General features: G+C 31.0%; 14 protein-coding genes. 5 read left to right on the top strand and 9 right to left on the bottom strand.

The window, feature by feature from the left end:
• The first annotated feature begins 622 nt into the window (after window positions 1-622).
• The 5 genes from AC3ITQ_RS00955 (at window position 623) to AC3ITQ_RS00935 (ending at window position 5,703) form a co-directional block, all read left to right on the top strand.
• Window positions 623-2,137 (top strand): hypothetical protein, encoded by a 1,515-nt coding sequence (locus AC3ITQ_RS00955; RefSeq protein ID WP_489236438.1) that lies wholly within the window; start codon window positions 623-625, stop codon window positions 2,135-2,137.
• A gap of 162 nt (window positions 2,138-2,299) precedes the next feature.
• Window positions 2,300-3,112 (top strand): hypothetical protein, encoded by an 813-nt coding sequence (locus AC3ITQ_RS00950; protein ID WP_489236437.1) that lies wholly within the window; start codon window positions 2,300-2,302, stop codon window positions 3,110-3,112.
• 28 nt (window positions 3,113-3,140) lie between these two features.
• The gene (locus AC3ITQ_RS00945; RefSeq protein ID WP_489236436.1) at window positions 3,141-3,716 is read left to right on the top strand and encodes a hypothetical protein; all 576 of its coding nucleotides are present in this window, start codon (window positions 3,141-3,143) and stop codon (window positions 3,714-3,716) included.
• 329 nt (window positions 3,717-4,045) lie between these two features.
• Window positions 4,046-4,429 carry a hypothetical protein gene (locus AC3ITQ_RS00940; RefSeq protein WP_489236435.1) on the top strand — a complete coding sequence of 128 codons (384 nt, stop codon included), beginning with the start codon at window positions 4,046-4,048 and terminating at the stop codon, window positions 4,427-4,429.
• A complete protein-coding gene (locus tag AC3ITQ_RS00935; protein WP_489236433.1) occupies window positions 4,426-5,703 on the top strand; it encodes a tyrosine-type recombinase/integrase in 1,278 nt (425 codons plus the stop codon). The genes AC3ITQ_RS00940 and AC3ITQ_RS00935 overlap by 4 nt, the downstream gene beginning before the upstream one ends.
• A gap of 56 nt (window positions 5,704-5,759) precedes the next feature.
• Here AC3ITQ_RS00935 and AC3ITQ_RS00930 read toward each other — a convergent pair whose 3' ends face one another.
• From AC3ITQ_RS00930 to AC3ITQ_RS00890, 9 genes are all read right to left on the bottom strand, one after another.
• Window positions 5,760-7,478: an AAA domain-containing protein gene (locus AC3ITQ_RS00930; protein WP_489236432.1), complete on the bottom strand. Its 1,719-nt coding sequence runs from the start codon at window positions 7,476-7,478 to the stop codon at window positions 5,760-5,762.
• Complete coding sequence (locus AC3ITQ_RS00925) at window positions 7,471-12,213, bottom strand: sacsin N-terminal ATP-binding-like domain-containing protein (RefSeq protein ID WP_489236431.1); 4,743 nt, start codon at window positions 12,211-12,213, stop codon at window positions 7,471-7,473. The genes AC3ITQ_RS00930 and AC3ITQ_RS00925 overlap by 8 nt, the downstream gene beginning before the upstream one ends.
• A 259-nt stretch (window positions 12,214-12,472) precedes the next feature.
• Complete coding sequence (locus AC3ITQ_RS00920; protein WP_489236430.1) at window positions 12,473-15,781, bottom strand: type I restriction endonuclease subunit R; 3,309 nt, start codon at window positions 15,779-15,781, stop codon at window positions 12,473-12,475.
• 157 nt (window positions 15,782-15,938) lie between these two features.
• Window positions 15,939-16,424: a hypothetical protein gene (locus AC3ITQ_RS00915; RefSeq protein ID WP_489236429.1), complete on the bottom strand. Its 486-nt coding sequence runs from the start codon at window positions 16,422-16,424 to the stop codon at window positions 15,939-15,941.
• Window positions 16,421-16,888 (bottom strand): hypothetical protein, encoded by a 468-nt coding sequence (locus AC3ITQ_RS00910; protein ID WP_489236428.1) that lies wholly within the window; start codon window positions 16,886-16,888, stop codon window positions 16,421-16,423. The genes AC3ITQ_RS00915 and AC3ITQ_RS00910 overlap by 4 nt, the downstream gene beginning before the upstream one ends.
• The gene (locus tag AC3ITQ_RS00905; RefSeq protein ID WP_489236427.1) at window positions 16,888-18,048 is read right to left on the bottom strand and encodes a restriction endonuclease subunit S; all 1,161 of its coding nucleotides are present in this window, start codon (window positions 18,046-18,048) and stop codon (window positions 16,888-16,890) included. The genes AC3ITQ_RS00910 and AC3ITQ_RS00905 overlap by 1 nt, the downstream gene beginning before the upstream one ends.
• Window positions 18,045-19,520, bottom strand: coding sequence for a type I restriction-modification system subunit M (locus AC3ITQ_RS00900; RefSeq protein ID WP_489236426.1), 1,476 nt, complete (start codon window positions 19,518-19,520; stop codon window positions 18,045-18,047). The genes AC3ITQ_RS00905 and AC3ITQ_RS00900 overlap by 4 nt, the downstream gene beginning before the upstream one ends.
• Complete coding sequence (locus AC3ITQ_RS00895; protein ID WP_489236425.1) at window positions 19,520-20,782, bottom strand: DUF2130 domain-containing protein; 1,263 nt, start codon at window positions 20,780-20,782, stop codon at window positions 19,520-19,522. The genes AC3ITQ_RS00900 and AC3ITQ_RS00895 overlap by 1 nt, the downstream gene beginning before the upstream one ends.
• Before the next feature lie 65 nt (window positions 20,783-20,847).
• Window positions 20,848-26,742, bottom strand: coding sequence for a DEAD/DEAH box helicase (locus AC3ITQ_RS00890; RefSeq protein WP_489236424.1), 5,895 nt, complete (start codon window positions 26,740-26,742; stop codon window positions 20,848-20,850).
• Between the last annotated feature and the right edge of the window lie 5 nt (window positions 26,743-26,747).

Here is a 26,747-nt window from a genome sequence, read left to right as displayed (position 1 = left end):
TACAAATCGCCCTTCGGCTTTTGGATTTCTTTTTAATAATATATATAGGAAAATAGGCAGATCATTTTGTATTCCGGCTTATTCTAAGGATCATTGATGTAGTCTTCAAAATCCATCAGTCACATAATTGAATAAATATGTCATTTTTTATAAATGCTATCGCTAAAAAATCATTTAAGAATCCGTGATAGTTATTTATAAGTATGAGTTACATCACTGGATGTAATTCAAGAGTTTTATTTTTTTATTTACTTTTTTTTTTTAAGTAATGATATCATTAAAGATATTTGGCTACTAAATCCATTTATGCTTTATTAAAGAAGTATTTATACACAATTGAATTGAGTAAGAAGGTGGAATCCTAGATGAGAATCTGCTTATTGATCTTCTATTCTTATCGACCACTGGTCCAGAATTTCGTTTGTTTTTAACTATTTCTTTTTAACTTTTTTTTATGATGCTTTTTATATAAAATTATTTGCTTGCTTCTATAAGTATTTTTGCATAAGTAAAAAATGTTCCTTAAATATAAACTTCTAACTGAAAATATTGTATAAGATTGTCGCACGATCTTAACAGTTAAAATATACGTGTTGACTTAATAAAATTAAAGATACACTAAATGTTAAAAGAAATTAAAAGGGTAAAAAGTACTCAAAGAATTAAACAAGTCAAATCCAACCATCCATCAAAATTTAATAAATTAATTAATAATACATCTATATCTATCATTAATGATGTAAAGGAGATCAATGATGTAATGGAGTCCGAATTGATTGAAATGTCAATAGATTCAGGACTTACGGAGAGGAACTCGAATAAGCAAACAGAAGACCTCTATACACAGTTTGCGACAACATTTTTTAAGAATCGCAATGAAATAATGATACCTACAGTTGTACAAACGTTAATAGAAAGGACATTGCCAAAACGTTATTTGGATAAAATACATGGTGGAGCAAAGACAAAAGAAAATAGGGATATAGCTAGTGAGTTGTGTTTGTTATTTTTAAGTCAGTTAAGCTCAACTCATAGAAATATCTTAAATGGAGAAAGCCCGGAAGGATGGAAATCTTTAAGAGCCGAGTATTTAAGACAGTTATTACGCATTAATGGCCAAACTTATCAATATGTAAAAAAAGCATTACTTGAATGGCAGTATGATTTAGGGCCAATATTAGAAGAGAGATTTTACGTAAAAGGGGAACACAGTTATGAATATCGTTTAGGGGAGTCTTTTCGTAGCAAAGGATTTAAACCATATGTGTTAAAGACTGGACATGTTCAGGAATTGCTTAAAAGATCACATGAGCGTAAATTTAAGCTGGCAGAAAATAATATTATTTGCAGGAATTTATTTGAATTTTATCAAGACATTACATTACCTACCGCAGAGGAAATAGAAGAGGAGGCAAGAAGATTGATAAGCGAAGGATACAAGAATAAAAAGGGGAAAATACTAATTTATAGGAATAAAAAGGGAGATGGATATTTTCAAGACATAGGTGCGCTTTGTTTTGTTGAAGATGCATTGAAAATTTTTAATTATTTGACTAAAAACGGCTTAATGATTCCCAGACAAGGAAATGAAAAAAGCGGAGGTAGAGTGGTAGATTCATTTACACTGATGCCATCTTGGATAAGGAAATTAGTCAAAGTAAATGGTGTCCCAATGGCTGAATCAGATTACTCGTGTCTGCATCCGAATATTGCTATGTGTCTTTATGGTGGAGATATCGAATATTTAAAACATGAAGATTTGGCTTTAGAACTTGGAATCAAACCCGAGATTGTCAAAATTGAACATTTATCGTTTTTTAATAAAAAAGTTTATCAAATGGAGCAGTCACCCTTGTTTGCTTATTATCAAAAATTAGGATCTCTTATGATGAATAATATTATATCAGAAAAAATACAGAGTGAATTTAAACACAAAATTACATCCCGACGTTTATTTGCCAAAGAAGTAGAAGTAATGACAGAGGTTATATCAAGACTTAATGAAGAGGATATTTTTGTTGGTTACGTATATGATGCATTATTCTTTAATCCAGTAAATGCAGAAAAAGTAAAGCAAGTAATGGATGAAGTTGCGACTGATTTAGGGGTTTGTACAGTCGCTAAAATAGAAAATTAAGGTTGTTTGCAAGGTAATGGATAAAAGTATCATAAAAGATCTTACTTAGCGTAATGGAGAGTGGAAAGTCGGTGAGTTGTCATAAAAAAATACCTAAAATCTTGAGCGTCATGCTGGTGTATGTGCGTCATGCGGATTATCTTAGCAGATTTTAATGCTAACATGAAACAGAAAAATGTTATTACGCGAAAACAAGTAGGATTCGTTGTTAAAAAATATAGAATCAAACTTTCTTCTATTGTAGTTAGAGAAGATGGTTTGATTGATGTACGAGGAAATGTGCATATAACGGGGAACAAAATTTTTAAACTTCCTCTAAAATTCGGTAATGTTACCGGTGATTTTTACTGTAAAAATAATATGTTAAAGACATTAAAAGGATCGCCGAAATTTGTCGGCGGTTCTTTTGATTGCTCTGATAACGAGTTAATATCTTTGAAGGAGGGGCCAAAATATGTCGGTGGTAACTATTTCTGTCAAGAAAATAAATTAATAAGTTTAAAAGGTTGTCCTCTAGAAGTTATAGGGATATTTAATTGTGCTTTAAATAATTTAGAGTCTTTGATGTTTGGTCCTTTAAGAGTGGGTAAAAGTTATTATGCTCATCATAACCAACTTAAAAAATTAACGGGCGCGCCGGATTTTTTAGGGGGTTCCCTTAATGTCGCAGCTAATTTTCTTAAAAACCTAGAAGATTGTCCTTACTATATAGGCGCAAACCTTCATATCGATTGCTGGATCCCCAGTTTGTATATGGCATCGAAAAACTGTTATGTAGGCGGTGTCAAAATTGAATCGCTTGAAAGAATGGATAGTGGTAGCTCTATATTGTCGGAATTGATTTTGAGTAATCAGAATTGTCTTCCTATTCTGTTTAAGTATGGTAAATACCTTGAATTATGGGACAAGGATGGACTGATTAATCCTGAAAACTTAAGAGATATCTTATTAGATATCGACGAAGGTTTAGTGTAGTATTTAAATTTATAATAGTTTAGTAGTAATGGAATTTGAGAATCTTTTTTATGATCAAGAAACAATTAGAAAAAATGAAATTGAAAAAGTTATTACTGATAATTGGATAATAATTTACCCGGGATCATACTCGATTAACCTTGATGGAAGTATAGATATTGATGGTACTATTAAGTTCGACGAGAATATGAGCTTTTTAAAGCAATTGCCTTTGCGGTTTAATAAAGTAAGTGGTGATTTTGATTGTTCGAAGTTAAGTCTGATATCTCTTAAAGGTGCACCGACGGAAGTTGGCGGAGTGTTCGATTGTTCTTTCAATCAGCTGTCATCATTGGAGTATTTACCTAAAAAGGCAGGTTGCTTTGTTTTTGATAATACTGTAAAATCGCTGTATACAGGTGGTGTGAACTGTAATTTTAAGACAGTAATTCTAAAGTATATTACTGATAGCTCAAATAAAATTCTTTCACACGAAATTGTTCAAAACTCACTTAGTACCATTTTCAAATATCAGAATTACTACGGTGTTTGGAATAATAACAAGACGTTGAATGAAGCTGGATTTACAGAACTAATAAATGATCTAGTCGAGGGCTTACAGTAAGATAGTAAAGTTGTTTCCTACCTAATTGAACAAACTAAAAAAGTATTTATGGCTTTTTTTTTAGGAAAAAAAAGAAGTATCTATTTATTGTTGGAAGCATGGTAAAAATCCTTTAAATATGGGATGTAAGAGCCTATCTAAGTTGAAATAATTAAGTTCATTTCATAGTTATTAATATACAAAAATGTATAATAATGTATTTTGTGTCAGATAGTTATTAAGAATTGGGAATCTTTTTTATAGTTCCTCTGTAAAGTTTTTTAATTTTTTTTCATCTAGGAGAAAACTTTTTATCTAAAAAATGATATAACCTCTATAACATTAGAATTATGGAGGGTTTAAATAAAGAGGAAAAAGCGGTTTTTGGAGAAATCATGAATATAAAAGAGGTCGGTTTGAGAATTGGCAGAAAAGATAAAGAATGTATAATAAAGTGGCTAAAGTATAGTAAAGTAACAATCCACAGAGCAGGCGGATTGACTTATGTCTACAAAGTGGACTTTGAGTGCGCTATTATCTTACCGCATGTATTAGATCGAAAACGAAGAGATCCGGATGGATGGGAAACTTATTATCAAAAAATAATTAAAGATGAAGCGTTGTTTGAATTGATAATGACAGAACTAAAAGTGAATGTTACTTATAAAAAACCAACAACCAGAGTTCAAAAAAGTAAAGCAGATCTAGAATTTTATAAAAAGTTATTATCATGAATAAGTTAACTCTCCCTAAAAATCCATATAAAGGATTGAAGATATTTTGCAAAACATGCAATAAAGATAACAGTAATTGTAAGCATTTTGATAATCAAGTATATAGAGTGAGAGTCCATGTTCCTGGAACTAAAAATTCTGTAAAAACAAAGAAGTTAGAGGCCAATAATTATAGTGATGCTCTATTAGAAGCTATTGCATTTGAGAAAGAATTGAGTGCAGTTGATTTTACTACAATAAGAAGCCCAATAATTGAAAAACAAATACAGGTGGAAAATGGAAATGATTATTCATTGGCGGATGCGGCAGTTAAATACAGGCAATATTTAAATGGTAAGAGCAATTATGCCCATCTTAAGAAAAATATCAGTATTGGGCATAAAAAAGAAATGTTGCGTTACTGTAGATACTTTTCGCAGAATGTGAATAAAAGTAAAGATATTACAAAGTTAAGGGTTAAGGACGTAAGTAGAGAGGAAGTATCTAGTTTTTATATTTGGGCAGAGAAAAAATTTATGGAAAAAACATTAAAAAAGTGCATGAGCACCTTGAAAGGTTTCTTTGAATTTTTAATCGATATTGAGGAAATGGAGATGAGAAATCCTTTTAGGACTTATGTAGTTAAGAGTTCAGGTAGTTCTGTAATTGAAACAATTACGAAACAAGAATTCGAATCGGTTTTAGATGCTGTTGATAAAGCAGATCCAATACTTCAATTAGGCGGGAAAGGTGAAAAGAAAGATATGTATCGTCCATATTTAAAACATGCTTACAAACTGTTTTTGCTAACAGGTTGTAGGCGAGAGGAATTGGTTGTTTTGAAGTGGGGTGATATATACACCTTTGATGAGACTGTCAAATTTTTATACATTGATAATATTAAAGTACAAAGGATTAAGAATAGAAAAAATGTACTTAGACCAATTCCAATTACGGAGCAATTAATGGAGTTGCTTATTGAGATGGGATATAACGAAAAGTATATAGCTGATGATTATATTTTATGCCCGGAACGTGATATGAGCGTGCAATCGATGATGGATTTTTTGTCAAAATCCTTTTCCCATTATTGGAGAAGTACTAAAATTGAAAAAGATTGTAGCTTAAAAAATTTAAGAAAAACGCACTTTACATGGGTTCATAAGGTCATGGGAGATGAAACCAAAATCCTATCGTCTCATTCATCAGATGACGTTTTGAAGAAATTTTATCTTGATCCAAAGCTTTCACCTATTATTGCGAAAGGTGCAGCTGAGATTAAAATATTTGGTTGAAGATAATAACCTTTGACACTTTTGGCAAAGGTTGTTTTTTTAATATTTATACGATACTAAATTGCCTTTATTTTCGAAAAATAATTTTGCACTTCCTCATTTAGATTAATGAAATAATTTATCTCTTTGCTTGCGATTATTAAAGTGTTATATCTTGCTCTTGAAGTTGCTACATTAAAACGGTTAACCTGAAGTGCAAATGGAATGCTTTCTTCTGGGATAAAGAATATACAGTAATCAGTTGTTAATCCTTGAATTCGGTCAATTGTTTCAACTAAAACTAATTCCGTATTTAAACATTTTGAATATACTTCTTTTTGCAAAAATCTTATCGTGTCTCTATTAAAAGCCAGTACTGCAATTTCGCACTTTGGATCATATTTTTGTAAATCTTTAATTATATTAATAATGAAATTTGAGTTTTCATTTGTTGGTAATTTACCATAAGTTTTGTCAACTATTTTTAACGAGGTTCCTCCATATTCTCGAAGATTTTGTTTTAATAATGGGAATTCAGAAAAATCAAATGGTATTTCAGCGTTTGATTTACTTTTTAATTTTCCATTATAAAACGAATTTGTAGCGACAACACTGTTTGGTGTTAATCGATATGAGTTGGTAAGGATGTATTGTTTAGTATTTCTTAAATAATAACTAATACCTTTTAATCCTCTAACCATCCAGTAATAATTATTTTGATTTTCTTGACTAAACTCTTTATGAAAGATGGGTTCTAATTGTTTTATGTCGCCAATAATAATGCATTTTTTCCCCATTTTTTTAGCCAAGGCAATCGTGGCTAAAAAAGCCTGACTCGCCTCTTCAATAATTATATAATCAAAGTGATTATCAATTGTTGCTTTTGAAGCTAATTGAGACATTACATAATAGGTTGATAAAAGCATTTGAGGTTTTTGTTGGCTCATGCTTTTAAATGCCTTTAATCCTTTTGTTTTTTTATTTTTGGACTCATCAGCGGTAAGTGCAGACTTATAAATTTTACCTTCTCCAAGGGCTATTTGAAGGTGTTCTTTCTCAGCTAATTCTACTAGTGCTCGATTTGTTAAAGCGGTAACTAAAATTCTATAATCTGATTTTAGTAATTGGCTACATAAAAGTGCCATTAAATGAGTTTTGCCTGTTCCTGGTGGTCCTTGAATTATAATATTATCTTTAAAAACAAAGTCGGTTTGTAATTTTGTAATAATATTTTCATCAACACATAAATCCTCAGGATTCCAATTTTTTGTTCCAATTTCAATATCTAAAACTGCATTAGATTTTGGATTTGTTTCTTTAATATAGTTAAGCAAATTAATAATATAGTTCAAAGGCGGATCAGCAGGTGCTAAGAATAGTAATGCGTTTTTTTGATACTTTTCAACATCTTCCAATTTTACACCAGACAGACCTACGATTGTATAATCAGCTTCGTGTGAAAAAAAAACGGTTTTGCTCTCAAACTGTAAGGTGACTTTTGATCTTAACGCTTCATATGTTAAGCCTCCCCAGTTTTTTACATTATTATCTGAATATTCTGAAACAAAGCATTGAAGATTTTCATTTTTTCGAGGAGGATTACAAATGTTATGTTCAAATTTAACAATGATGTTACCTCTTACTTTATCAAAACCTTGATACCTACATAAGTATAGCTGGTTGTCAATAAACATTTTTGCTGCATTCTTTTTTAGCAATTTGTTGAATTCATTTACTTGAAATAAATACTCTGACTGAATAAGCTCAATATGTTTATTTTGATCTAATTTAATCATACGATTCATTATTAAGGAATTTAAAAATAGCTAATCCTTCACCTACTTGTTTTTCTCTATCTGCGATTAAAAAATGAAATTTGTCTTTACTGGCACTGTTTTCACAAATGCTTATAATATCCGCTTCGCTTTTACTTCCCTGATATAACATGAGATAGTTTTGATAAAGTGAAATGATTTCTGAGTGTGAGTTGTAAATTCGAATATCTTTTGTTCCGTAATCGATTGCCATTTTATAGCCCTCGTTTTTCATTTTTAATATTTCATTTGGGTGGATATAAGCGAATGAACCACGTGCGCTGTGTATTAGGTATTTATGAATTCCGGATTCAATACTATTATATTCCCAATTTCTATCAAAGTCTAAATGTATCTTTTTACATAATTTTAATTTCGCCAATAAATTAAATGTCATTTGCTTTTCCTTAGGGTGATTTTTAAATTCGGCTAAAATTGACTTTAAATCTTCGATCTTATCAGCATCATAAATGTCCTCAACTTCTCTCATGCTTTCAATGAAATTCTCGACTTCTTTTAAAAAATCTGATTTTGCAATATCAATAACGTCTTTTTGATTGTTGTTCCATTCTAAAGGAGTGTTACCAATATCTTCGTTTAGCTTTTCGATAATTTTACTATCATCCCAACGATTAATAAGATTTTCAAACCATTTTCTTTCCATTCTATCACTAGATATTAACTCGAAAAGAAAATCAATTACAGCATTATTTGTTTTCCAGTTATCTCGGTATATAATGGTATTATTATCATTATAAAATTGATATTCTTCTGAAATGTATATGGGATTGTTTTCTGGGAATACTTTGACCAAAGTAGAAACTTCGCGAAAATTGTATTGTTTGATTTTATCAATTATTTGTTTTTCAATTTCTAAATAATTTGTAGGATTTATTTTGAATGCAATAAATTTAGCTTTTGTCTCAAAACATAAGGCGATGTCATTACTCCTTTCATGTTTTTCCGGTATCGTTTTTAAAATTAGATTTTCACGTGACAATTCGTTAATTCCAAAATTAATAGCAATCGGAATAAATTCATGGTGTAGCTTTTTTGAATTCTCAATAACAAATTCTTCCTCTGAAGAAAAGATCAATTCATCTAAGGGTTTCCATTCAAGATTTTGATTTAATAAACGTATATTTTCTTTTTCTAATTCTGAAGGAATATACTTCTTAAGTATTCTCACTACTTCAAGGTTACAAATTTCCTGAATTGAGATTTCATTTTCTATTCTGCTTAAAAGTCCAATACAGTGTTCTACAGACAAGAATTGCTTAATATCTAGTATTTCTTCAAGTGTTTTGTTTTCATTATTAGTTATGATTTTAGAAAAATCCAAAGCAGGTAGCTTAGATTGATCCGTGATATAATTTGATAGTTTAGAAGAAAACAGTTCGGATGGATAATCCCGAGTATTAGCTTTTGTTAATAAATTAGGCTCGTAACTTATCAAATAATATATATATGTTTTGTTTGCAAATACACGATTGTTCCAAATAGATACAATTGTGTTTCCAAAAAGAAATTCGAAATTTTTTCTTTTAGATATGAAATCAATTAATTTATCATAATAAAAAACGTTGCTAATAAGAAAGTCATAATTTAGAGTATAATGATTAGAAATATAGGTTCTTGATTCTATAGTATATGCATAGTGCCAGTTTTTTAAGAGTTGTGATTTATCTTTGACATACCGTTCATTATATTTTTCTATAGATTCAAGATAATCTATTTCCGCAATATCGCTTAAAGGCATTCTTTCTATCTTAGAAATGTTGAAACCGGATTGTACTCCGAAAGTATTTAACATTTCCTTGTCAAAATCAATAGGAGTATATTTTTCATTTAGAAAAAATATATTACTATTAACTTCATCATCGTTCTGTAAGTCTAATTTTGGTTTATAAATACTTGACAAATGAATATTTGAAGGTAATATCCATTGTCCGCTATCAGTAAATAGTTTTATTTCTGATAAACTATCTGGTAACTTTAGTCCATTTTCATTTGTAGTTTTATGTAGTTCCGATATACTTTTTATAATTTCAAAATGATTTTCTTTGAAAACTTCTTGATTTTTAATAAAAAAGGCAATTTTTGCATCCAATACATTTTGTCTTTCTACTAGGGAAACACATTGAAAAAGGCTGAAAAAAGTTTTCCAATCTGCAATTTGATTTGTTTTTGGACCGTATTCACTTGAGACCTGATTGGAAAGTTCAATTAAGGGAAGTATTGATTTGATTGTATTATTATTGTTGTAATGATCAGAAATTACAACTTGATGTAATCCGTAATAGTTTTTGTCAATAGCTTTTATCTTTAAAGCTTTTTGAATTAAAATTATTTGATTTTCAGAAAGTTCTGATGCTTTGGTTTGATTTCCTTTCCAGTATTTAAAAATTTGTTTTGCAATTTCAAAATGCTTGGATTCTTCAATAGTTGAAAGTTGAGGGAGCAAAATTTCAATTACTTTTTGAAGATCAGTTATAGCATTAGCCTGCTTAAATATTTGATTCCATTTAGATGCAGTTCTATTTTTAGAAATGTACTTTTCAGAAATAAATTTAGCATCTTGTATTCCAATCTCAGTTATGATTGATTCTATTTCATTCTCTAAATTAAAGTCACGAGCAATATAAACAGTCGAAATTAAACTTTTATATAGTGATTCTTCCTCTAAGGATTTACACAAGACTAAAAATAATTTTAAAGAGGCTTTAATTTTATCTTCTTTTTCAAAATCATTCCAATAATCATATATGAGCCTCCAAAAATTCAATAAATCTAGTTCATTAGATAGTTTTTGATTTATAGAATTTTGTTTACCTAAAATGTTTTCACTATAAAAGGCAATAGGATTAAAAGTCTTTAATTTAAGAGTAATATTATTTATTACTAGTAAGTTTAATAGTTCGTCATTTACTTTTTCAAATGTAATAAAGGTTACAACATCTGGCACTGAATTATACACTTCGGAACTAATCTTTAACTCATTATTTGCAGTAAGGATTATTGCTTCTGTTTCAAGTAATTCTTGCAGTTTTTTATTTGTACTAAAATAATGGATTATTTTGAAATTGTTATTTGGTATTTTAAGCCATTCTTTGAAGACATCATTTTTAAGATCTGATTTTAAATCTTCAATTGTGTAAATGTTGTATTCTAAATTATATTCTTTTAAAAGTGCTTTTACTTTTTCAATTCCTTTACCTAATTGATTATTAATTAAATTTCCACTTAATTCGGTAAGAGTGAAAAAAAAATCACTTAATAAGGTTGATAATCCGGTTTCATCAACCAATATATTTGAAAGTGTTTCCAATTTATTGTTTTGATCAGGTATGAAAGGCTGATTTAGGATTACTTTTTCAAAACCAGATTTAAAGTTATCTAAAAATATCTTTTTGTCTTCATCTAGAGTATTTGTTGTGATTGTAGAAAAAATCGGAATTTGTTCTAATACACTTTCAGCATGAAAACCTTCGTTAATAAGAAGGATTATTTCATTTAAAAACAATTCACCAGCTTTAGTAAAGAGAAAACAATTCCATGTTAAATCTGCATAAATTTTTGTTCTGGATGCGTCTGGAATAAAATTTCCATTTATAATAAATGAAAAGCCTAAATTTACTTTAGTTGGTAAATAAGCGTAAATATATCCGTCGTTAATTGATTCAACAATATTATTATTAGTTTTAAAAGCAAAACTAATTTCCGTTGAATTAATGTCATAAAATTTGATAGGAATTCTTTTATCAGGTAAATTTATTCTTCTATTCAATTCATTTGTTTCAACTTCAGGAATAATAACATTGTTTTTGGCAAATATTTTCCACCTTGAAGAAATATTAGAAATTACAAATTTTTCTTCAGGTGAAATGAAAATTAGAGACTTAACATTTCTTAAAAAGAGTAAAATTCTTTCATCATTGAAATGTGAGATAAATGTATTTTTATAATTATTTAATATCGCTTGTTCTTTTGGTTTTACTACAATGTTAACATTTGATTCCTCTAAAAGAATGTTTTCGAATTCCGCAATAGGCGTATTTATAGGGGTAATATGCCAAAATATTTCAATTCCTTGTTTTTTCCAATAGTCCTCATCAAATCTAAACGAAAAATTTCCAGATTTGATGAAAGCATAGTTTGAATCTTTAAAAATTGATTTAAAACCAATTCCCTTAAAACCAATTTTTGTTTTTTCTTCTCTTTTATCACCTTCATTAATACCACATAACGCAACAGTATTGTTCACTTCGAATTTACTTCCATTATGTTTTATTATAAGATTGGTATTGGTAATTTGAAATATAATTTCAACATTATTATCCTTATTTGGATAATCATCAGCATTTTGAATTAATTCAAAAATAAAAGTAGTCGGTTCCGTGTTTATATCAATTGAGATGGTTTCAATTGCTCTCATCAAATTACCAGCTATTCCTTCTGGTGTATTTAACGCGTCATTTTTTATATTTTCAATTAATTCATCTTCTTTCAAATTGACAATATCCTTTACTCGCTTCCAATCCGTTTGCAATAAAAAAGGATTTCTTTTATCTTTTCTTAAAAGATTAGAAGCTGGAACCGCATAAAATTTATACCATTTACCATGTTTTAATTGTTCATAGGCTTTTGTGAAAATTTCGAGAGGTCTTAATTTTTTGTCATCAGTTGATCCATCATCTTTGGGATAAAATTTCTTCACGCCCGAGAGTGACCGAACTTCTTTAAAAAATCCAAAATCTTTTTTTGGAACTTCTTCAAATTTTCCGATAAATTGAAATTCTTCAGTTTTTAATACATTTTTTAATCTTTGAATAATTTCTTCGTCTGACTTATTGAACCAATTCATAATTCTCGTATGCTTTATTAGTCATTAAAATTAATGCGCTTTTAAATCATTTTTATTTACTCTGTAAAAAAATAAAGTAATTCAACGTATTGCTTTATATGTAATTTTTCACTCAAGCAATACCGGCATTCTCATTAATCCTCTCAATAATACTAATCACTTTATGTGCATCACTATCTTCGAAAATACCTAATAAACCGCTGTCGTTAATGTCAGTGAAAGGTGACTCGAAAAGCATACTTGGTTCGATGGTGCCGTTTTTGGTCAAATGCGTGATTATATTTTGAATAAAAATCATTTGGTCGGCTCTAAGATTTCCAGCTTGCAGGAACTCTGAAAATGCGTCCTGCGCTGCTTTAACTTCGAGTCCAATAATACTGCGGATAAATTTACCTAATGGTTCAGTTCCATATTCTTTTGTAAAGTCTAAATAAGTACCTCTCTCAGTTCCATCAAACAAAATTTCCTGTAATAAAGCAAGTTCTTGTGTTGTAATAGGTTGGTTTGAAGACAACTTCGATATGGTAATATTGTGTTTGTTTTCCCTTATGAAACTTTCAACTCTTCTTCTGTAGGCATTACCATAGGTTGAAGCCATCTGTGGCTCATTAACAACAGTAATTATATCTTCATCTTGCAAGTCTGAATAGAATATCTCTTTGTTTGCTTTATCTAAATAGTGAATCAACTCACGAAGTTCTTCTCGTACTTCATTTAATTTTTTTTGTGAAATTGCGTTGAAAAAGTCGGCTCTCTTGATGTCTTCAATTAATCCTTTTGCTCTTAAAACTGCTGGAATAGTATACTTTTGACTTAATCCCTCAGATATTTCAACCAATGCTTCTTGGTATTTTATTTTGTAGTTGTTGGTCATTAAAGTTGCTATTTGTAGCTTTAGCATCATCAAATCAAATCTACGTGCTGATTCATTTATAGTTTCTGGTGCAGGTAAATCAGATAAGAACTCTTCAATAATATGTACATCACTAGAGTCAAGGTTTGACCAACGACTTCTTTCTGAGAATTCTGCAACATGTCTGGATTGCATGTTCACTTGAAACCTGTCTTTGTCTAAGTGACTAATAGCATAATGTAAAATATCTCGTAAGTTATTGGCTAATTCTATATCATCAGGTTCGCCAGTCTCAATCAACAACCTACTTAAATGCAATCGGTCTTCAAATATTTGTTGCGTAATTGGTTTAGCTATTTTGGTTTCATTTCCTTTCTTCTCAATATCAAAAAACTCAAAGTTTTTACAGACATCAAAAATTAAGAAATGATCTTTAGGCATATTTGGTCCATAGACATCTGGACACAAACGAGTGCCTCTGCCAATCATTTGCCAAAATTTAGCATAAGAACGTACTACTTTAAAAAAGACCAAATTCAGTACTCTAGGAGCATCGATACCAGTGTCCATCATGTCTACCGATACAACTATTTGTGGGTTATTTTCGATGTAATGGTCACAAAACAGGTCAATTAAGCTTTGTGCATGCGAGACTTCGTTATGAATCATACAAATAAAACCGGAAGGTTGTTCTGGATATCGCTCTAAAAAGCAATCCACAATAAATTTTGCATGTGTTTGATTTACAGCAAAAATTAAAGTTCTACCTAGTTTATCCGCACCTTCAATTTTCAAACCTTGTTCCATTAAAGTGTCTAAAACTTTGAAAACAGTGTCTTTGTTAAATAGCCTTTTGTTCATTTCATTGGCTCTTATTTCCTCGGGAAAAATGCCTGTGGTTTTGTCTGCAAAAGTCTCTTCGTATTTGGTCTTATCTGTGTCAGAAAGTTCACTATACTTAATTCCCTCTCTAATGAACTTGGTAGAAATATCAATGTTTTTATACGGACTTAAATAAGTAGGTACTGCTTCGTGAAGCTCATACAAGAAAGTAGGATCTTCATTACTACAACCAAAAAGTTCAAAAGTATTGTGGTCAATACCATCTTTTGGGGTTGCTGTCAACCCAATTATTGAGGCATCAAAGTAATCAAAAATAGCTTTATATCTGTTGTAAATAGAACGATGTGCTTCATCTACTATGATTAAATCAAAATGTCCAACACCATAGAAACGTTCTTCTGCGTTTCGGATATTGTCAATCTTATTCATCATAGTAGGGTAGGTACTGAACACTAATCGTGTTGTGTCGTTCTCTTTTTCCTCTGTTAAATCTATAGAAGTTAGATCAGGTAAATGTTCGCCAAAACTTTTCTTTGCTTGTCGTACTAAGGCATTTCTATCTGCTAAGAATAATACACGTTTTACCCAATTGTTTTTAAATAATACATCGACCATTGCAGCAATAGTTCTAGTTTTTCCACTGCCGGTAGCCATAACTAATAAGGCTCTTCTTTTATTGCCACAAATTCCATTTTTGTTTTCTGTAACAAAGTCTTCGGCAACATTTTGAATGGCTAGAAATTGATACGGTCTGTTTACAATATTTGTATTAATAGTAGCCTTACGAATGTCTTTGATGGTGTTTCGTTTCTGAATCAACCATTGCAATTCTTCTTTAGTGTAAAAGCCATAAATACGTCTTGGAGAACTGTAAAAAGTATCTTCCCATATTTTGGTTTCGTAACCATTGGTGTAAAAAATGATAGGTCTTTGCCCATGTATTTTTTCAATACAATTGGCATACAAGAAAGCTTGATGTTTTCCTATTTCAATATCTTTAGTGGTACGTTTGGCTTCTATCACAGCCAAAGGCTTTCCATTATCATCCCACAATACATAATCTACAAAACCATTTCCTTTTGGATTGTCTGCACTTATGGGCATACCAGAAACAGGATATTCTAAATCCCTTCCCATGCCTAAATCAAACCAACCGGCTTCTTTTAGCGAAACATCAATTAGATGCTGCCTAGTTTCGGATTCGCTGTATTCTGAGGTAAGGGGTTGTAATCGAGTTTGTTTTTGTTTTTTTAGTTTTACAACTGCCTGAGCAGTTTGCTCTTTAAAGGCAAGTAATGAGGCTTCACTTTCTTCTGCTTTCGCTAGAATTTCTTCTTTCTCTTTTTCTAGTGTGGCAATTTGCTCTTGAAGTAATAAAAAGGCTTTCTCTTGTTCTTTCTGTACTTCTTTTAACTGTCTTTGTTTTTGGCCTAATTTAGGAACAAAACCGGCATCAAAATGTTGTGGTAACTCAGGAATGGTTTTGCTGTAGTTTAAAGCAAACCATTTGACGAAATCATAAGTATAACGAATACTAATATTGGCTTCTTTACTTGAAATGCGTTGTCCAAAATGTACGGCATTGTTTCCCGTTTTTCGAACAATATGTAATCCCTCAGTTAGATGAAATGGAATGATATTTTTAATTTCTTCGGAAGTCATTAAGTTAACCAGTTCGGTATTAAAAGGTTTTTCGATATGTTCTATGTCATAGATAAGATACATACATTCCTCTAATGCTAAACGGCAATACGTCGCAGTAGAAACAGGTTCTGTACTTGCCCGTTCTTCTGCTGTTTTTAACTTTTGATAAAGTGATAACCACTCTTCTTGAAGAAATTTAAAGTTACTCATAGCTTACTTGTTTTATCATTGGTTTGCTCTATTCTTCTTCACTTTCGCTTGATTCATCGTAAGATGACTCGTCAGTAGGATATGAATCATCAGCATCAACGTCTTCATTATTATTGTGATCCGATTGAACATTGTCGGTATAATTACATTCTGGTCCCGTAATTTTTATTGTATATTCATATCCTTTATCACTAGTAAAAGAACAACTTCCATCTGTATCTAGTTCTTCAGGATAAAAATGACTATCATCTAACCAGCCACCATTTGGCCAATTGATTACTGTTAGTTCATTGTTTTCTACATCTACATTTAAGGTATAGGTATTTCTTGTTCCCGTATTGGGATTATAATATTCTACTTCTGCGCAATAAGTTCCATCAGCGTATTCATCCATATTTTTATATATTGAATAACTTGAAACTTCTTCTTTTGTATCTGAATTATCTATATTTTTTTTACATGATACAAATGTTGTTGCCACAAATAGCAGAAACAATAATTTCAGCTTTTTCATATTAACCCATTTTGAATTCTTTGAATTCTTTCCCGTGTAATTGGTTTATCAAAATCCACAGGAAATTGTTCAATTCCAAAATTTAATGAAGCAATAATATCTTCACCATAACCTTTTCCAATTGCAAAATCATCTGCTACAAACTCACTTTCTCTTCCTGTCAATGTTGGATTTAAAGCATGTCCGATCTCGTGGAGAAAAATCGCAATTCTTTGTCTTTCCTCAAATTTGAATAGAGTATTACTGTCAAGATTGATTAATTGGGAACCTGAAGGTATATTTATTTCTATTGGAGTAACAACTCCCGGACTAAATACTATATTAAAGTATATATTCCTCTGTTGCAACAACTGCAATTCTTCTAATGATAATATGTTTCCTATTTCAGCATAGATTCTTAATCTATTAGCATAATCAACACTTTTAAAATTTAACATTCTGGAATATAATATAGGTCCTTTCATTATAACTCTCCATTAAATGCCTTTTGCAAAAGGCTGTTTAACAATGCTTCTGATTTTTCTAGACTCTTTTGTGCTATCGCTTTCTGTTCTTCGATTAATGCAACTCTTTCTGAGAATTGGGTTTGTAGAGAAAGAGGAGGAAGTAAAATTGGAATTTCTCTGATTGCGTCTTTTCTTATAGTTTTCGTCACAGCTCCTTTAACTCTTTTACTTATTTCACGTTCTCCATATTTTGTTTTCAAGAGAAAGTAAATAAAATTGCTATCCAACGTGTTTTTAAAACGCAACATAAAAGCATTCATACCCAAAGAAACTGGTCTGTTAAGATTGGGCATCATATATACTTTTCCTGCGCTTCCAATTTTATTTATGATCATTTCACCGCCAAAAACTTTTGTTTTTTCTAAATAATTATATGATTCTTTTGAGATTGAAATTACATCTTTTTCAAAGTTGTTTTTCTCTAAGTCTGTTGTTCTTACCATCAAAGCATAATCAGCAGTATTTTTTAACTTCACATTTTTGTTGAGAGTTTCATAACTTCCATTTGCGTGATAATCAGTAAGAACTGTAATGTGTTTACCAAATTCCTCTTTCTCCCACCCCTTAGGATTACTCACAGGATCCCCAAACATATCCAAGAAAAGTGACTGTGTTAGAGCATCATATTTGGCAATAAGTTTCTTGTCGTTTTGTCTTAATTCATCGGCGGCATCAAGTATATTGGCTATTTTTTGTTGTTGGGGTAATGGGGGTAGAGGTATTTGTATTGATTCTAATGATGATTTTGTCAACTTTCCTCTAGTTGCTCCATTTATGTATAAATTCAAATCTGTATGATTTAAATAATACATTAAATATTCTAATACTAAATTTTTCTTTGCTGTTAACACATGTGCATGATTATTTACCCATACTTTTTCATTGTAGAGTACAGCACAGCGTTGATTAAACCCCCAACTTCCTCCATCTTCTGCAACGCATATTATTTTTTCGTCAAATATATATTCATCAATATATCCCATTATATTATTTGCACCAATATAAGGATATAAAGGTTTTGACTCTTTTAATTTCCTTTGGGAACAATTTAAAGGAATTCTCTTATTATCTAAATTATTTACTATTGTCTTTAAAGAGACTTTTTCCCATTTACTCATTTCAACAACTCTTCTAAGATTAATAATTTTGTTTTATTTTCTTCTTGAAGATTCTTGATGTCTTGTATAATAGCAATTGGTTTTTCATAAGTTACTTCTTCATACACCACTTCCTTGTATTTATTTATCGACAAATCCCAATCATTAGCTTGTATGTCAGTAACGGGTACTAAGAAACTTTTGTCGGTACGTTTTCTGTCGGCTTCAGCCTCTAAATTAAGGTATCTTGAAACAATATCAGGAATGTCATTGTCTTTGGTTTCACTACGTTTATCATCTAAAGTATAACCATCAGCTTGCATGTTATAAAACCAAACTTTATCAGTGCCACCAGTTCCTGTTTTGGTAAAAAACAATACTGCAGTACTAACTCCTGCGTAAGGTTTAAAAACACCATTTGGCATAGAAATTACAGCATCCAGCTTGTGGTTTTGTACTATTTCGCTTCGTATTTGTTTGTGTGCATTCGATGAACCAAATAAAACACCATCGGGTACAATTACGGCACATCTTCCGCCAGTTTTCATCATACGTAGCATTAATCCTAAAAACAGCAATTCTGTTTTCTTAGATTTTACGACTTTCAGAATAGAACTTTCTACCCCATCATAATCTAAACTTCCTTTGAAGGGTGGATTAGCTAGTATCAATGAGAATTGGTCTCTTACATCGGCATTGCTTTCGCTTAAGGCATCTTTACCTATCAAGTTCGGGTTTTCTATACCGTGTAATTGTAAGTTCATAGCACCAATACGCAACATAGTATTGTCAAACTCTACACCTGTAAACATTTTACTATTGTAGTGGTCTCTAAATCCTTTTTCGTGAAACCAATCTGGGTGATTTTGGTGTAGGTATTCTCCGGTTGTAACTAAAAATCCTGCCGTTCCTGCTGATGGATCACAAATAGTATCTTCTTTAGTAGGTTGTACCATATCCACCATCATTCGGATAATATGTCTTGGTGTACGGAATTGTCCGTTAGTTCCCGAAGAAGCAATTTTTGACAGCAAATATTCGTAAACATCTCCCTTGGTATCACGGTCTTCCATCTTGATCTTGTCTACCATTTGCACCACTTGGTCTAATACTCTTGGAGTGGGAATCATGAAGGTAGCACCAGACATGTACTTTGCAAAAACACCATTTTCAGTGCCTACTTTTTTCATGTGCTCAAACACAGAAAGGCCATCTACCATTGGTTTGGTAAATAAATCAAACATAGTTTGAGGATCATTATTTTTGAATGAACTCCATCGTAATGCATGTTGTTCTTCTGTATAAATTACATTGGTAACAGACTGTTTTATCATTGCTGCTTTACGTTCTTCCAGCAATTGTGTTTCGTCTAATCTGCGTATAAAAAGTAAGTAGGTAAATTGCTCAATTACTGTTAGTGGGTTTGAAACACCACCAGTCCAAAAGGACTCCCATATTTTATCTACCTGTGATTTAATTTCTCCTGTTATCATTATTCGTTTATTAAAGTCATTTCGTTATCTAATTCAAGTGATTTTATAGTTTGCACTGCATTACCGGCAATTCCGCGAATCGAGCCATACATATTAGTTGCATTGGCAATTACTTTGTCTAATTGTTTTTCTCTTTGACTCCAAATGCGTTGCATACTTCTTTTTTCGGTATTCAAATCGGTTTGCATTTGTGAAAAACCGTCTACAATCCCTTCCATTTGCAAATGAAACTCATTGCTAGTCAAAAAATCATAAAGCATAGCCATTTTGTCTCCTTTATTTTCTTGAGACTGCACTGCCATATTAATTTGTATTAAAGATTGACGCAAGACTGCACTTAATCCCTTAAATTCTTCGTAAGTACAAATCCAGATGCCATCTTTTAGTCCCATACGTTCCATTCCGTTTGGTAATACTTCCGTAACTAAAACGCCTAAATTAGCTTTTTTTTCTCTAATATCATTCTTGAACTTCTCAATCCAAGCTTGTTGAAAGGCCTTGGTTCGTTTACTTTCATAATAGATAGAACCGCAATTGTGTAATTCTCTGGTATTTACTATTTGAAGACAATCGGCACCATTTGCACCTTTTTTTATTTCGGCAACAGTATCTAAAGGAAAATTTGTACCAAGCCAATCTTCAATAGCCAATTCCATTACTTCACCTTGCAATTGCATAGAACCTTGTTCTTGCTTACGCTTCATTTCTTCAGTAAGTTTCTTTTGATCTTCAAGTTGTTTTTGCATCGTTGCAAACTTTAGTTCATTTTTGTCATCCTCTTGCTTACGAATTTTTTCGCGTTCAACCGCTAAAGTTTCATTTAACTGTTTTTGAGCAGCAGCTTCAATTGCATCTTTCATTTCTAATTTTTCACGTTCCAGCTTAGCAATTTCGCCCTGCATTTTACTTAATTCTCGTAACTTTACTGATTTTTCAGAAAGTTCTTTTTCCATTTCCATTACTCTATCCTTACTTTCGTCTTCCAGTTTCTTTTTCAGCTTTTCGGTTATTTCTTTTTCAGATAGTTTTTTGGCCTGTTCTAAACGTTCTGTAAACATTTCATTTTCCTGTTTCTTCTTGGCTTCAAATTCGGCTTTGGCTTTGTTTAACTCTTCATCCTTTGCCGCAAGCTCAATATTTTGTTGAGTTGCCTTTTGTTGGAATTCTTTTCGTATTACATCTTCTAATTGATGTTTTAATACGTCGTTTACATCGATAGTTGTATTACAATTAGGACACTGAATAGAAGTTTGATTTGTCATGATTTTACCTTTTTATAAGTTTATTTGACAAATGTACTTTTGTGCTGTGCATTATAAGTGCATAGCTATTTGTTTTCAATACTGATGGTATATAAAATGGGATGATTATTCATTTTAAGTATCTCAAATGATGTATCTAGATTTAAATCTTCAGTAAAACGTATATTACTGTCTTTTAGCTTCCATCCGTGCTCCACACCGGCATCAGGTCTAATAATAATCTTGTATTTTGGATTGCTAAATTCGAAATAACGATAATGAGGAATTGACTCACATGAAACGTTCGCAGTTTCTAAATTTAACTCATAGCTAAGGGATTTAATATAATTGTCTCTTGATTCATTATCTATAAATTCGTGGAACATTTTGTACGGCGCTCTATCATTATAAAATCTTTGCCCAATAAAATCGAACTCTTCAATTTCAAAACTTAATAAACTTTGTAAACGATCTAAAAATTGAAGCATTAATAGACACGAAAAAGGTGTTTTTAAATAACGATCTGAATATATTACATTGAACTTTTGATTGCTCATTTTTGATTTCAAATCAACTTTGTTTAATTTGTTAAGTAACTCATCTGCTAAGTTAACTGACTGTAAACTAGATGAAGTGTCAATATATGCCTCATAAACATTACTTGAGTTTAATAAATTTGCTGTTCCAAATCTTTCTAGATCAGGAAAAATTTCTGAATTGATTTTATAAACTTCTCCATTTTCTGTATCACCCCAATTGTTACTTAATTTAAGGTTGACTGTATCATTGACAAAGTATGCAGAATTAACACCATCTTCGAGATTGACTATACCGATGATGTTTAATAAATCATCATTGATACTTTTATCAATCCATAAAGTTGACCAAGCAGCAAGCTGAATTAATGTCATCGTATCTTGATTATTAGTAACAATAGGATTGCCAGTAAATATGATATTTATATTGGTCTTGCTTTTTAAACTTTCTAAAAATAAAATATTATCTAAATCCCAATTTTGAATTGCAGGATCCATAAACAGCCAAACATCTTTAATTTTAGAAGCGTAATTTAATTTGATTAATTCTTGTTTTATGCCTCCCAGCATTCTCTTGGCAGTTGGATGTTTACTTATAATTTCGTGGGGTACTTTAATGTCATCGATTGTTTTTAACCAATCTAATGCTACGTTTCGATCTAATAAATTGATATGCCACTGTGTCTTTCTATCAATTAAACATTTAGTACAGGCATTTTGACATTCACAAACTAGCTTATTTTTTGATTCTTTAAATATTTCCTCAGCATATAAAAAGAATTGATTCGAATATCCAGCGCCACCTTTAGTTGTATCAAAGATGAAAATTGTATAATAATTTTCATATCGCTTGATGCCAAATTCCAGTTCATTTGATTCTATTGCTAAATAACTTGCCAATTCTTTTACGAAAATTGAGCCTAGAGAATATAATAAAGTTTCATTTTTTGAATAGGATTTATTTTCTCTGATTCTAATTTCGCAAAAATCAGTTTTAAAGCGACCTCCTAAAATTACATTCGATTTTATTGCTGAGGATGATGAATTTCCTGAACATGAGCTTTTTCCATTATCATCTTTTCCACCCCTTAATCTTCTGTGATCATTCAATTCTTCTAATGATAATCCTGTTCTCCCACAATGTAAACATACGTGAAACCCATTTCCATTACCAACATTATAATATAAAATTTCGCCTGTATCTTCACTTTCCCTAATGTCGTAAACATTATTGCTGTCTTGTTCCCAGGGTTTAACATTAATTAATAAGGGATCAACATATTGTATTCTCGATGATTCCGATATTTTTCGATTTGGAGTTTGATATATATCCACAGCAAAACCAGCTGGTTGAATCATTTCCGTAAAATTGCTACGTAAACTCGTGTCATTAAAGTTAATTCCTCTAAAATTATGACTATTGCAATGCGGACACTCTGTATCAATATTTTGCCCAGCAGCTACTTCAACAATTCTCTGGTAACCACAAGAATTACACAATTGAATAATTTCTTTAGAAGCTTGTGTTCCTCTATTATCATCTAAAATAATTCCAGAAGAATGATAATTCATTCCATCAATAACAATATTATTTCCTGGCGCAAATTCAGAAAGTGCTCTGGTGATAAAATGAGATGGATTTTCTTTGTTTCTATTGTTACTTTTTAAAGTGTCAATATTGGTTATATCGAATTCAACTATTCCAGTAGGTAACCCAGCAGTAGGTAAAAATCCTTCTTGCGCCAAATAGGTTAAAGCATTTTTATTCAGAAACTGAATATATTGAATGTTAATGGATTTGAAAGCCGGAGTGTTTTTTCCAAATTCTGCCTCAACTTCATTTAATTTAATTTCGAAACCTTCTTTTTTATTTTTAGCTTTATTTAAAACATGATTGAAATTAGAAAATACTTTATTTAAAATATAATTAAAGCTTTTATGTTCAAAACTGGTTTCTTTGGTTATATCATTCACCTGATTTGAAAATCTAAATACATCCGTACTCATAAGCCAGCTGATAAATTTTACAGCTAATGGTTCCATTTCTGCAAAAAAGAAATTTTCAATTTTGTCCGTAACCTTCATTCCCTTGACATTATCTGTTTGAACAAATTTTCCTAAAAAGAAGGCATTGATATGCCTTTCAATAACTTGCGAACTATTAAAAGAAATAAATGGAGGCGCAATTTTATGAGTTAACGCCCAGGTTGGTGCATTAAAAGCATTAAGACCAACTGGATTTGGTGCGCAAACTGTAAAGGCAAGTGATTTGCTTTCTTTTCTACGTCCCGCACGCCCGGCTCTTTGCAGGTAATTAGCTGGACCAGGAGGTACATTATTCATAACCACAGTAGAAATACCTCCAATATCCACACCCATTTCCATAGTTGTGGAACAATTCAGAATATTTATTTCTGCTTTCTCAAATTTATCTTCCAATTGTTTTAGTCTTTTTTCATTTTGTTGAGCAGAGTGTTCTCCAGACAAATACAAAGGCCTATTTAAAATTATTTTTTCATGGATATCATTCCATAGCCCATTTTCCTTCCAAATAATAGAATTTTCAATGATCCAATTTTTAGTAGTTAGAATGTCTAAAATATTTTCCTCATTTCTGTTAAAAGGAAATTCAAAATTAGGGAATGTGTATGGCTGTGATTGTTTTATCTCGAAATGTCTAATATTATCTTCAGAAAAAGAACCTGAAATCCATGGAGAAAAACCTTTGAATTGTGCATCAATAAGACGTTTTTTGACAGGACATAACCATAATTTGTCTGATAATTGAAATTTTGTTCTGTTTTCTAGATTTAATTTATAACCGTTATCGTCAGAATCTAGAACTCGGCTTCTGATTGTCTTCCAAATTTCATTTAATAAATCATTAATGTCTTCCTCTATTTCATTAGTTATTTCTGATCTATCGTGAAATCCAAGACCAGCGCATAACAGTAATGCTAATCTGTTAGGTCTTGCTTCGTTTTTTTTAAAAGTTAGCCATCTTTTTACATCTGGCAGGTTTGAATCTGGCTCATGGATATGCTTACTTCTTAAAAAAGAAGTTGAATATGGATAAATTGCAGTATCTACAAAAAAGATAAATTCATATCTAATAACATAATCTAAACCTATTTTTAAAAGGCTTTTCCATTCATCAAGACTTATTTTGTATTGTTCTGCTATTTTAGGTACTTGCACATTATCTAAATCAGGATAAATTATACTGATCATTCCCAAGTTTTCTAATGAACGTTCTCTAGGGATTCTTCTTGCAAAATTATCAAACAAAAGGGCTCTAGAATATTTTTCAATATTGACATCATTATCTTCTCTGGGATTATTGTTTTTGAATAAAATTTTAAGGTCTTTTTTGGGATTTAGGAATTCATATAATTGTTTCCAAGACAAACGAACTTTTTCTTTGTTGTTTGTAGTACTAGCTTTTATTTTTTCAATGTTATCTTCAATTATTTTTTTGAGTAGATCATTTTTTTGAATAGCTAACTGCTCTTCAAGTTCTTGTAAATCACTAGGATTAAAGGTATTGTTTTGGGAAGTGTTTAATTGTTCTTTCCATAGTAAATGAAATACTTGAGAGCGTATCCAATTGTTTTCATTGTCTATATTTATTAATGCAGAAATTTTCGCCGTACCTTGCCTGCTATCAGTAAACGATATGTATTTGTGACCTTCCCAAAGCATTTCTGAACGAATTTCGTTCGCACCAGGCGTATTTTCAAGAAATACATCAGACAAAATTCTATTCATAAATGAAGAGGAGATTCTGAAGTGTAAGGGATTTTCAAGATTGCTTGAGCAATGTGGGCAAACACATTCACCGTCACGATCTGCTTCTATAAACTCATTTCTACTTCTATTTAGTTTTCCATCGCTTTCAATTCCAAACTCAGTTGTATTTGTTACATATCTTTTACTATTATTCCTTTTGGTAAAAAAGAATGATTGTGAGAGGGAACATGTATTTTCATTTTCATCATTATCTATGTCATCAACAATAAAATTGTCTTGGTTAATTGATGTTGGTAATTTTAAAAACTCATCATTTTTTTCTCTTTGTTTTTCGGCTTTTAGTAATTCGTTCCCGCACGAACGGCATGCAACTAATTCGAACATTGGAAAATTACACTTTGAACAATTTTTTTCTGCATAAGTTGTCATTGTACCCATTGTACTCTTTGCATCAAAATTTTTATGTTTATCACAGTCAGGATTTGAGCAAACATAAACACCACCAATGCCACGGGAGAATAAATGTGCTCTTAATGGTAAAATAGAAACATCATTAGTTTTATTTTCAACTATTTTATCTACTACAATTAACTTTTCATTTTGCGAGGCATTTTTTGTAATAAAACTATTAGTTAGTTCAGATAAAGTGATTGCATCTGACTTGTAAACCTGATGTCTCAGTTCTTTAATTTCTGCTTTGTTTTCTATTTGATAATTATCTGGTAATTCTTTAAATTCTCTTTTGCCAGTAATTATTTCAATTTGATTTTTTTCAATTCCACAGAGATTTGCCATGAAATCTTTTAGGCTATTTTCACTTTCTTTACCACTACCAACAGTTGCAGAAGTTATTGCAAAACGTAAATCTTTTACATCTACTTGAAAAGCATCTACAACTCTTCTTATCAATAAAGCCATTTCAGAAGCTGCTGAACCTATTAAAGTATGTGCTTCATCTAATAAAATCCAACGCAATTTACCTTTCGAATTCTCTAGTAGTGAAACATCTTTGTCTCTAACCAAAATATATTCTAACATCGACGGGTTAGTAAAAAGAATTTGTGGGGGAGTTTCTCTAATATCTGTTCTATCGATCAATTCAGGATAGGCTTCTTTTCTTTTTTTTATTGTCGTCGTACCATCTTCAGTATTACCATTATATACTGCATAGTTTAAACCGTCAAGCGCTTTAACCCATGCATTCATTCTCTTTTTCTGGCTACCAATTAATGCATTTAAGGGATATAGGAAAATCGCTCTTATGCCAGGTTCATTTTGACAGTTTTCATATAAATCTTGCAAAACTGGTAACATAAAACATTCTGTTTTACCTGAACCAGTTCCTGTAGTTACTGCAATGGATTTTTTTTCTTTTAAAAGGGTGTTCCAGCTTATAATTTGATGTTTGTATGGGTTTCTGTTTTTAGGAAATTCATACTCACCTTTAATTTTATCTAATTTGTTGATAAAATCATAATCAAATAGATGAGTTAAGTCTCCAAACGTTTCCTTAGCAGGCGTCCATGGGAATGTATTTTGAAAAACAGGTTCGGCTAATAATTTTTCATCCTCAAATAAAAGTGATAAGTAGTCTTGAAATTGTGCGTCTCCCGTAGCCCAAAGCGATAGGATGGATTCTTTTAGTCTATCTTGTATTTCGTTATATATTTTACTGAATTTAATATCTTGGCTCATAATTA

This window comes from Flavobacterium sp. KH_001, from assembly GCF_057840745.1.
Note: the sequence above shows the minus strand (reverse complement) of the source record. Positions and strands in the feature narration are given on the sequence as shown.

Coding starts and splice junctions, on each gene's coding strand:
- AC3ITQ_RS00955 (WP_489236438.1), top strand. CDS start 623: ATGTTAAAAGAAATTAAAAGGGTAAAAAGTACTCAAAGAATTAAACAA.
- AC3ITQ_RS00950 (WP_489236437.1), top strand. CDS start 2,300: ATGAAACAGAAAAATGTTATTACGCGAAAACAAGTAGGATTCGTTGTT.
- AC3ITQ_RS00945 (WP_489236436.1), top strand. CDS start 3,141: ATGGAATTTGAGAATCTTTTTTATGATCAAGAAACAATTAGAAAAAAT.
- AC3ITQ_RS00940 (WP_489236435.1), top strand. CDS start 4,046: ATGGAGGGTTTAAATAAAGAGGAAAAAGCGGTTTTTGGAGAAATCATG.
- AC3ITQ_RS00935 (WP_489236433.1), top strand. CDS start 4,426: ATGAATAAGTTAACTCTCCCTAAAAATCCATATAAAGGATTGAAGATA.
- AC3ITQ_RS00930 (WP_489236432.1), bottom strand. CDS start 7,478: ATGATTAAATTAGATCAAAATAAACATATTGAGCTTATTCAGTCAGAG.
- AC3ITQ_RS00920 (WP_489236430.1), bottom strand. CDS start 15,781: ATGTATCTTATCTATGACATAGAACATATCGAAAAACCTTTTAATACC.
- AC3ITQ_RS00915 (WP_489236429.1), bottom strand. CDS start 16,424: ATGAAAAAGCTGAAATTATTGTTTCTGCTATTTGTGGCAACAACATTT.
- AC3ITQ_RS00910 (WP_489236428.1), bottom strand. CDS start 16,888: ATGAAAGGACCTATATTATATTCCAGAATGTTAAATTTTAAAAGTGTT.
- AC3ITQ_RS00905 (WP_489236427.1), bottom strand. CDS start 18,048: ATGAGTAAATGGGAAAAAGTCTCTTTAAAGACAATAGTAAATAATTTA.
- AC3ITQ_RS00900 (WP_489236426.1), bottom strand. CDS start 19,520: ATGATAACAGGAGAAATTAAATCACAGGTAGATAAAATATGGGAGTCC.
- AC3ITQ_RS00895 (WP_489236425.1), bottom strand. CDS start 20,782: ATGACAAATCAAACTTCTATTCAGTGTCCTAATTGTAATACAACTATC.
- AC3ITQ_RS00890 (WP_489236424.1), bottom strand. CDS start 26,742: ATGAGCCAAGATATTAAATTCAGTAAAATATATAACGAAATACAAGAT.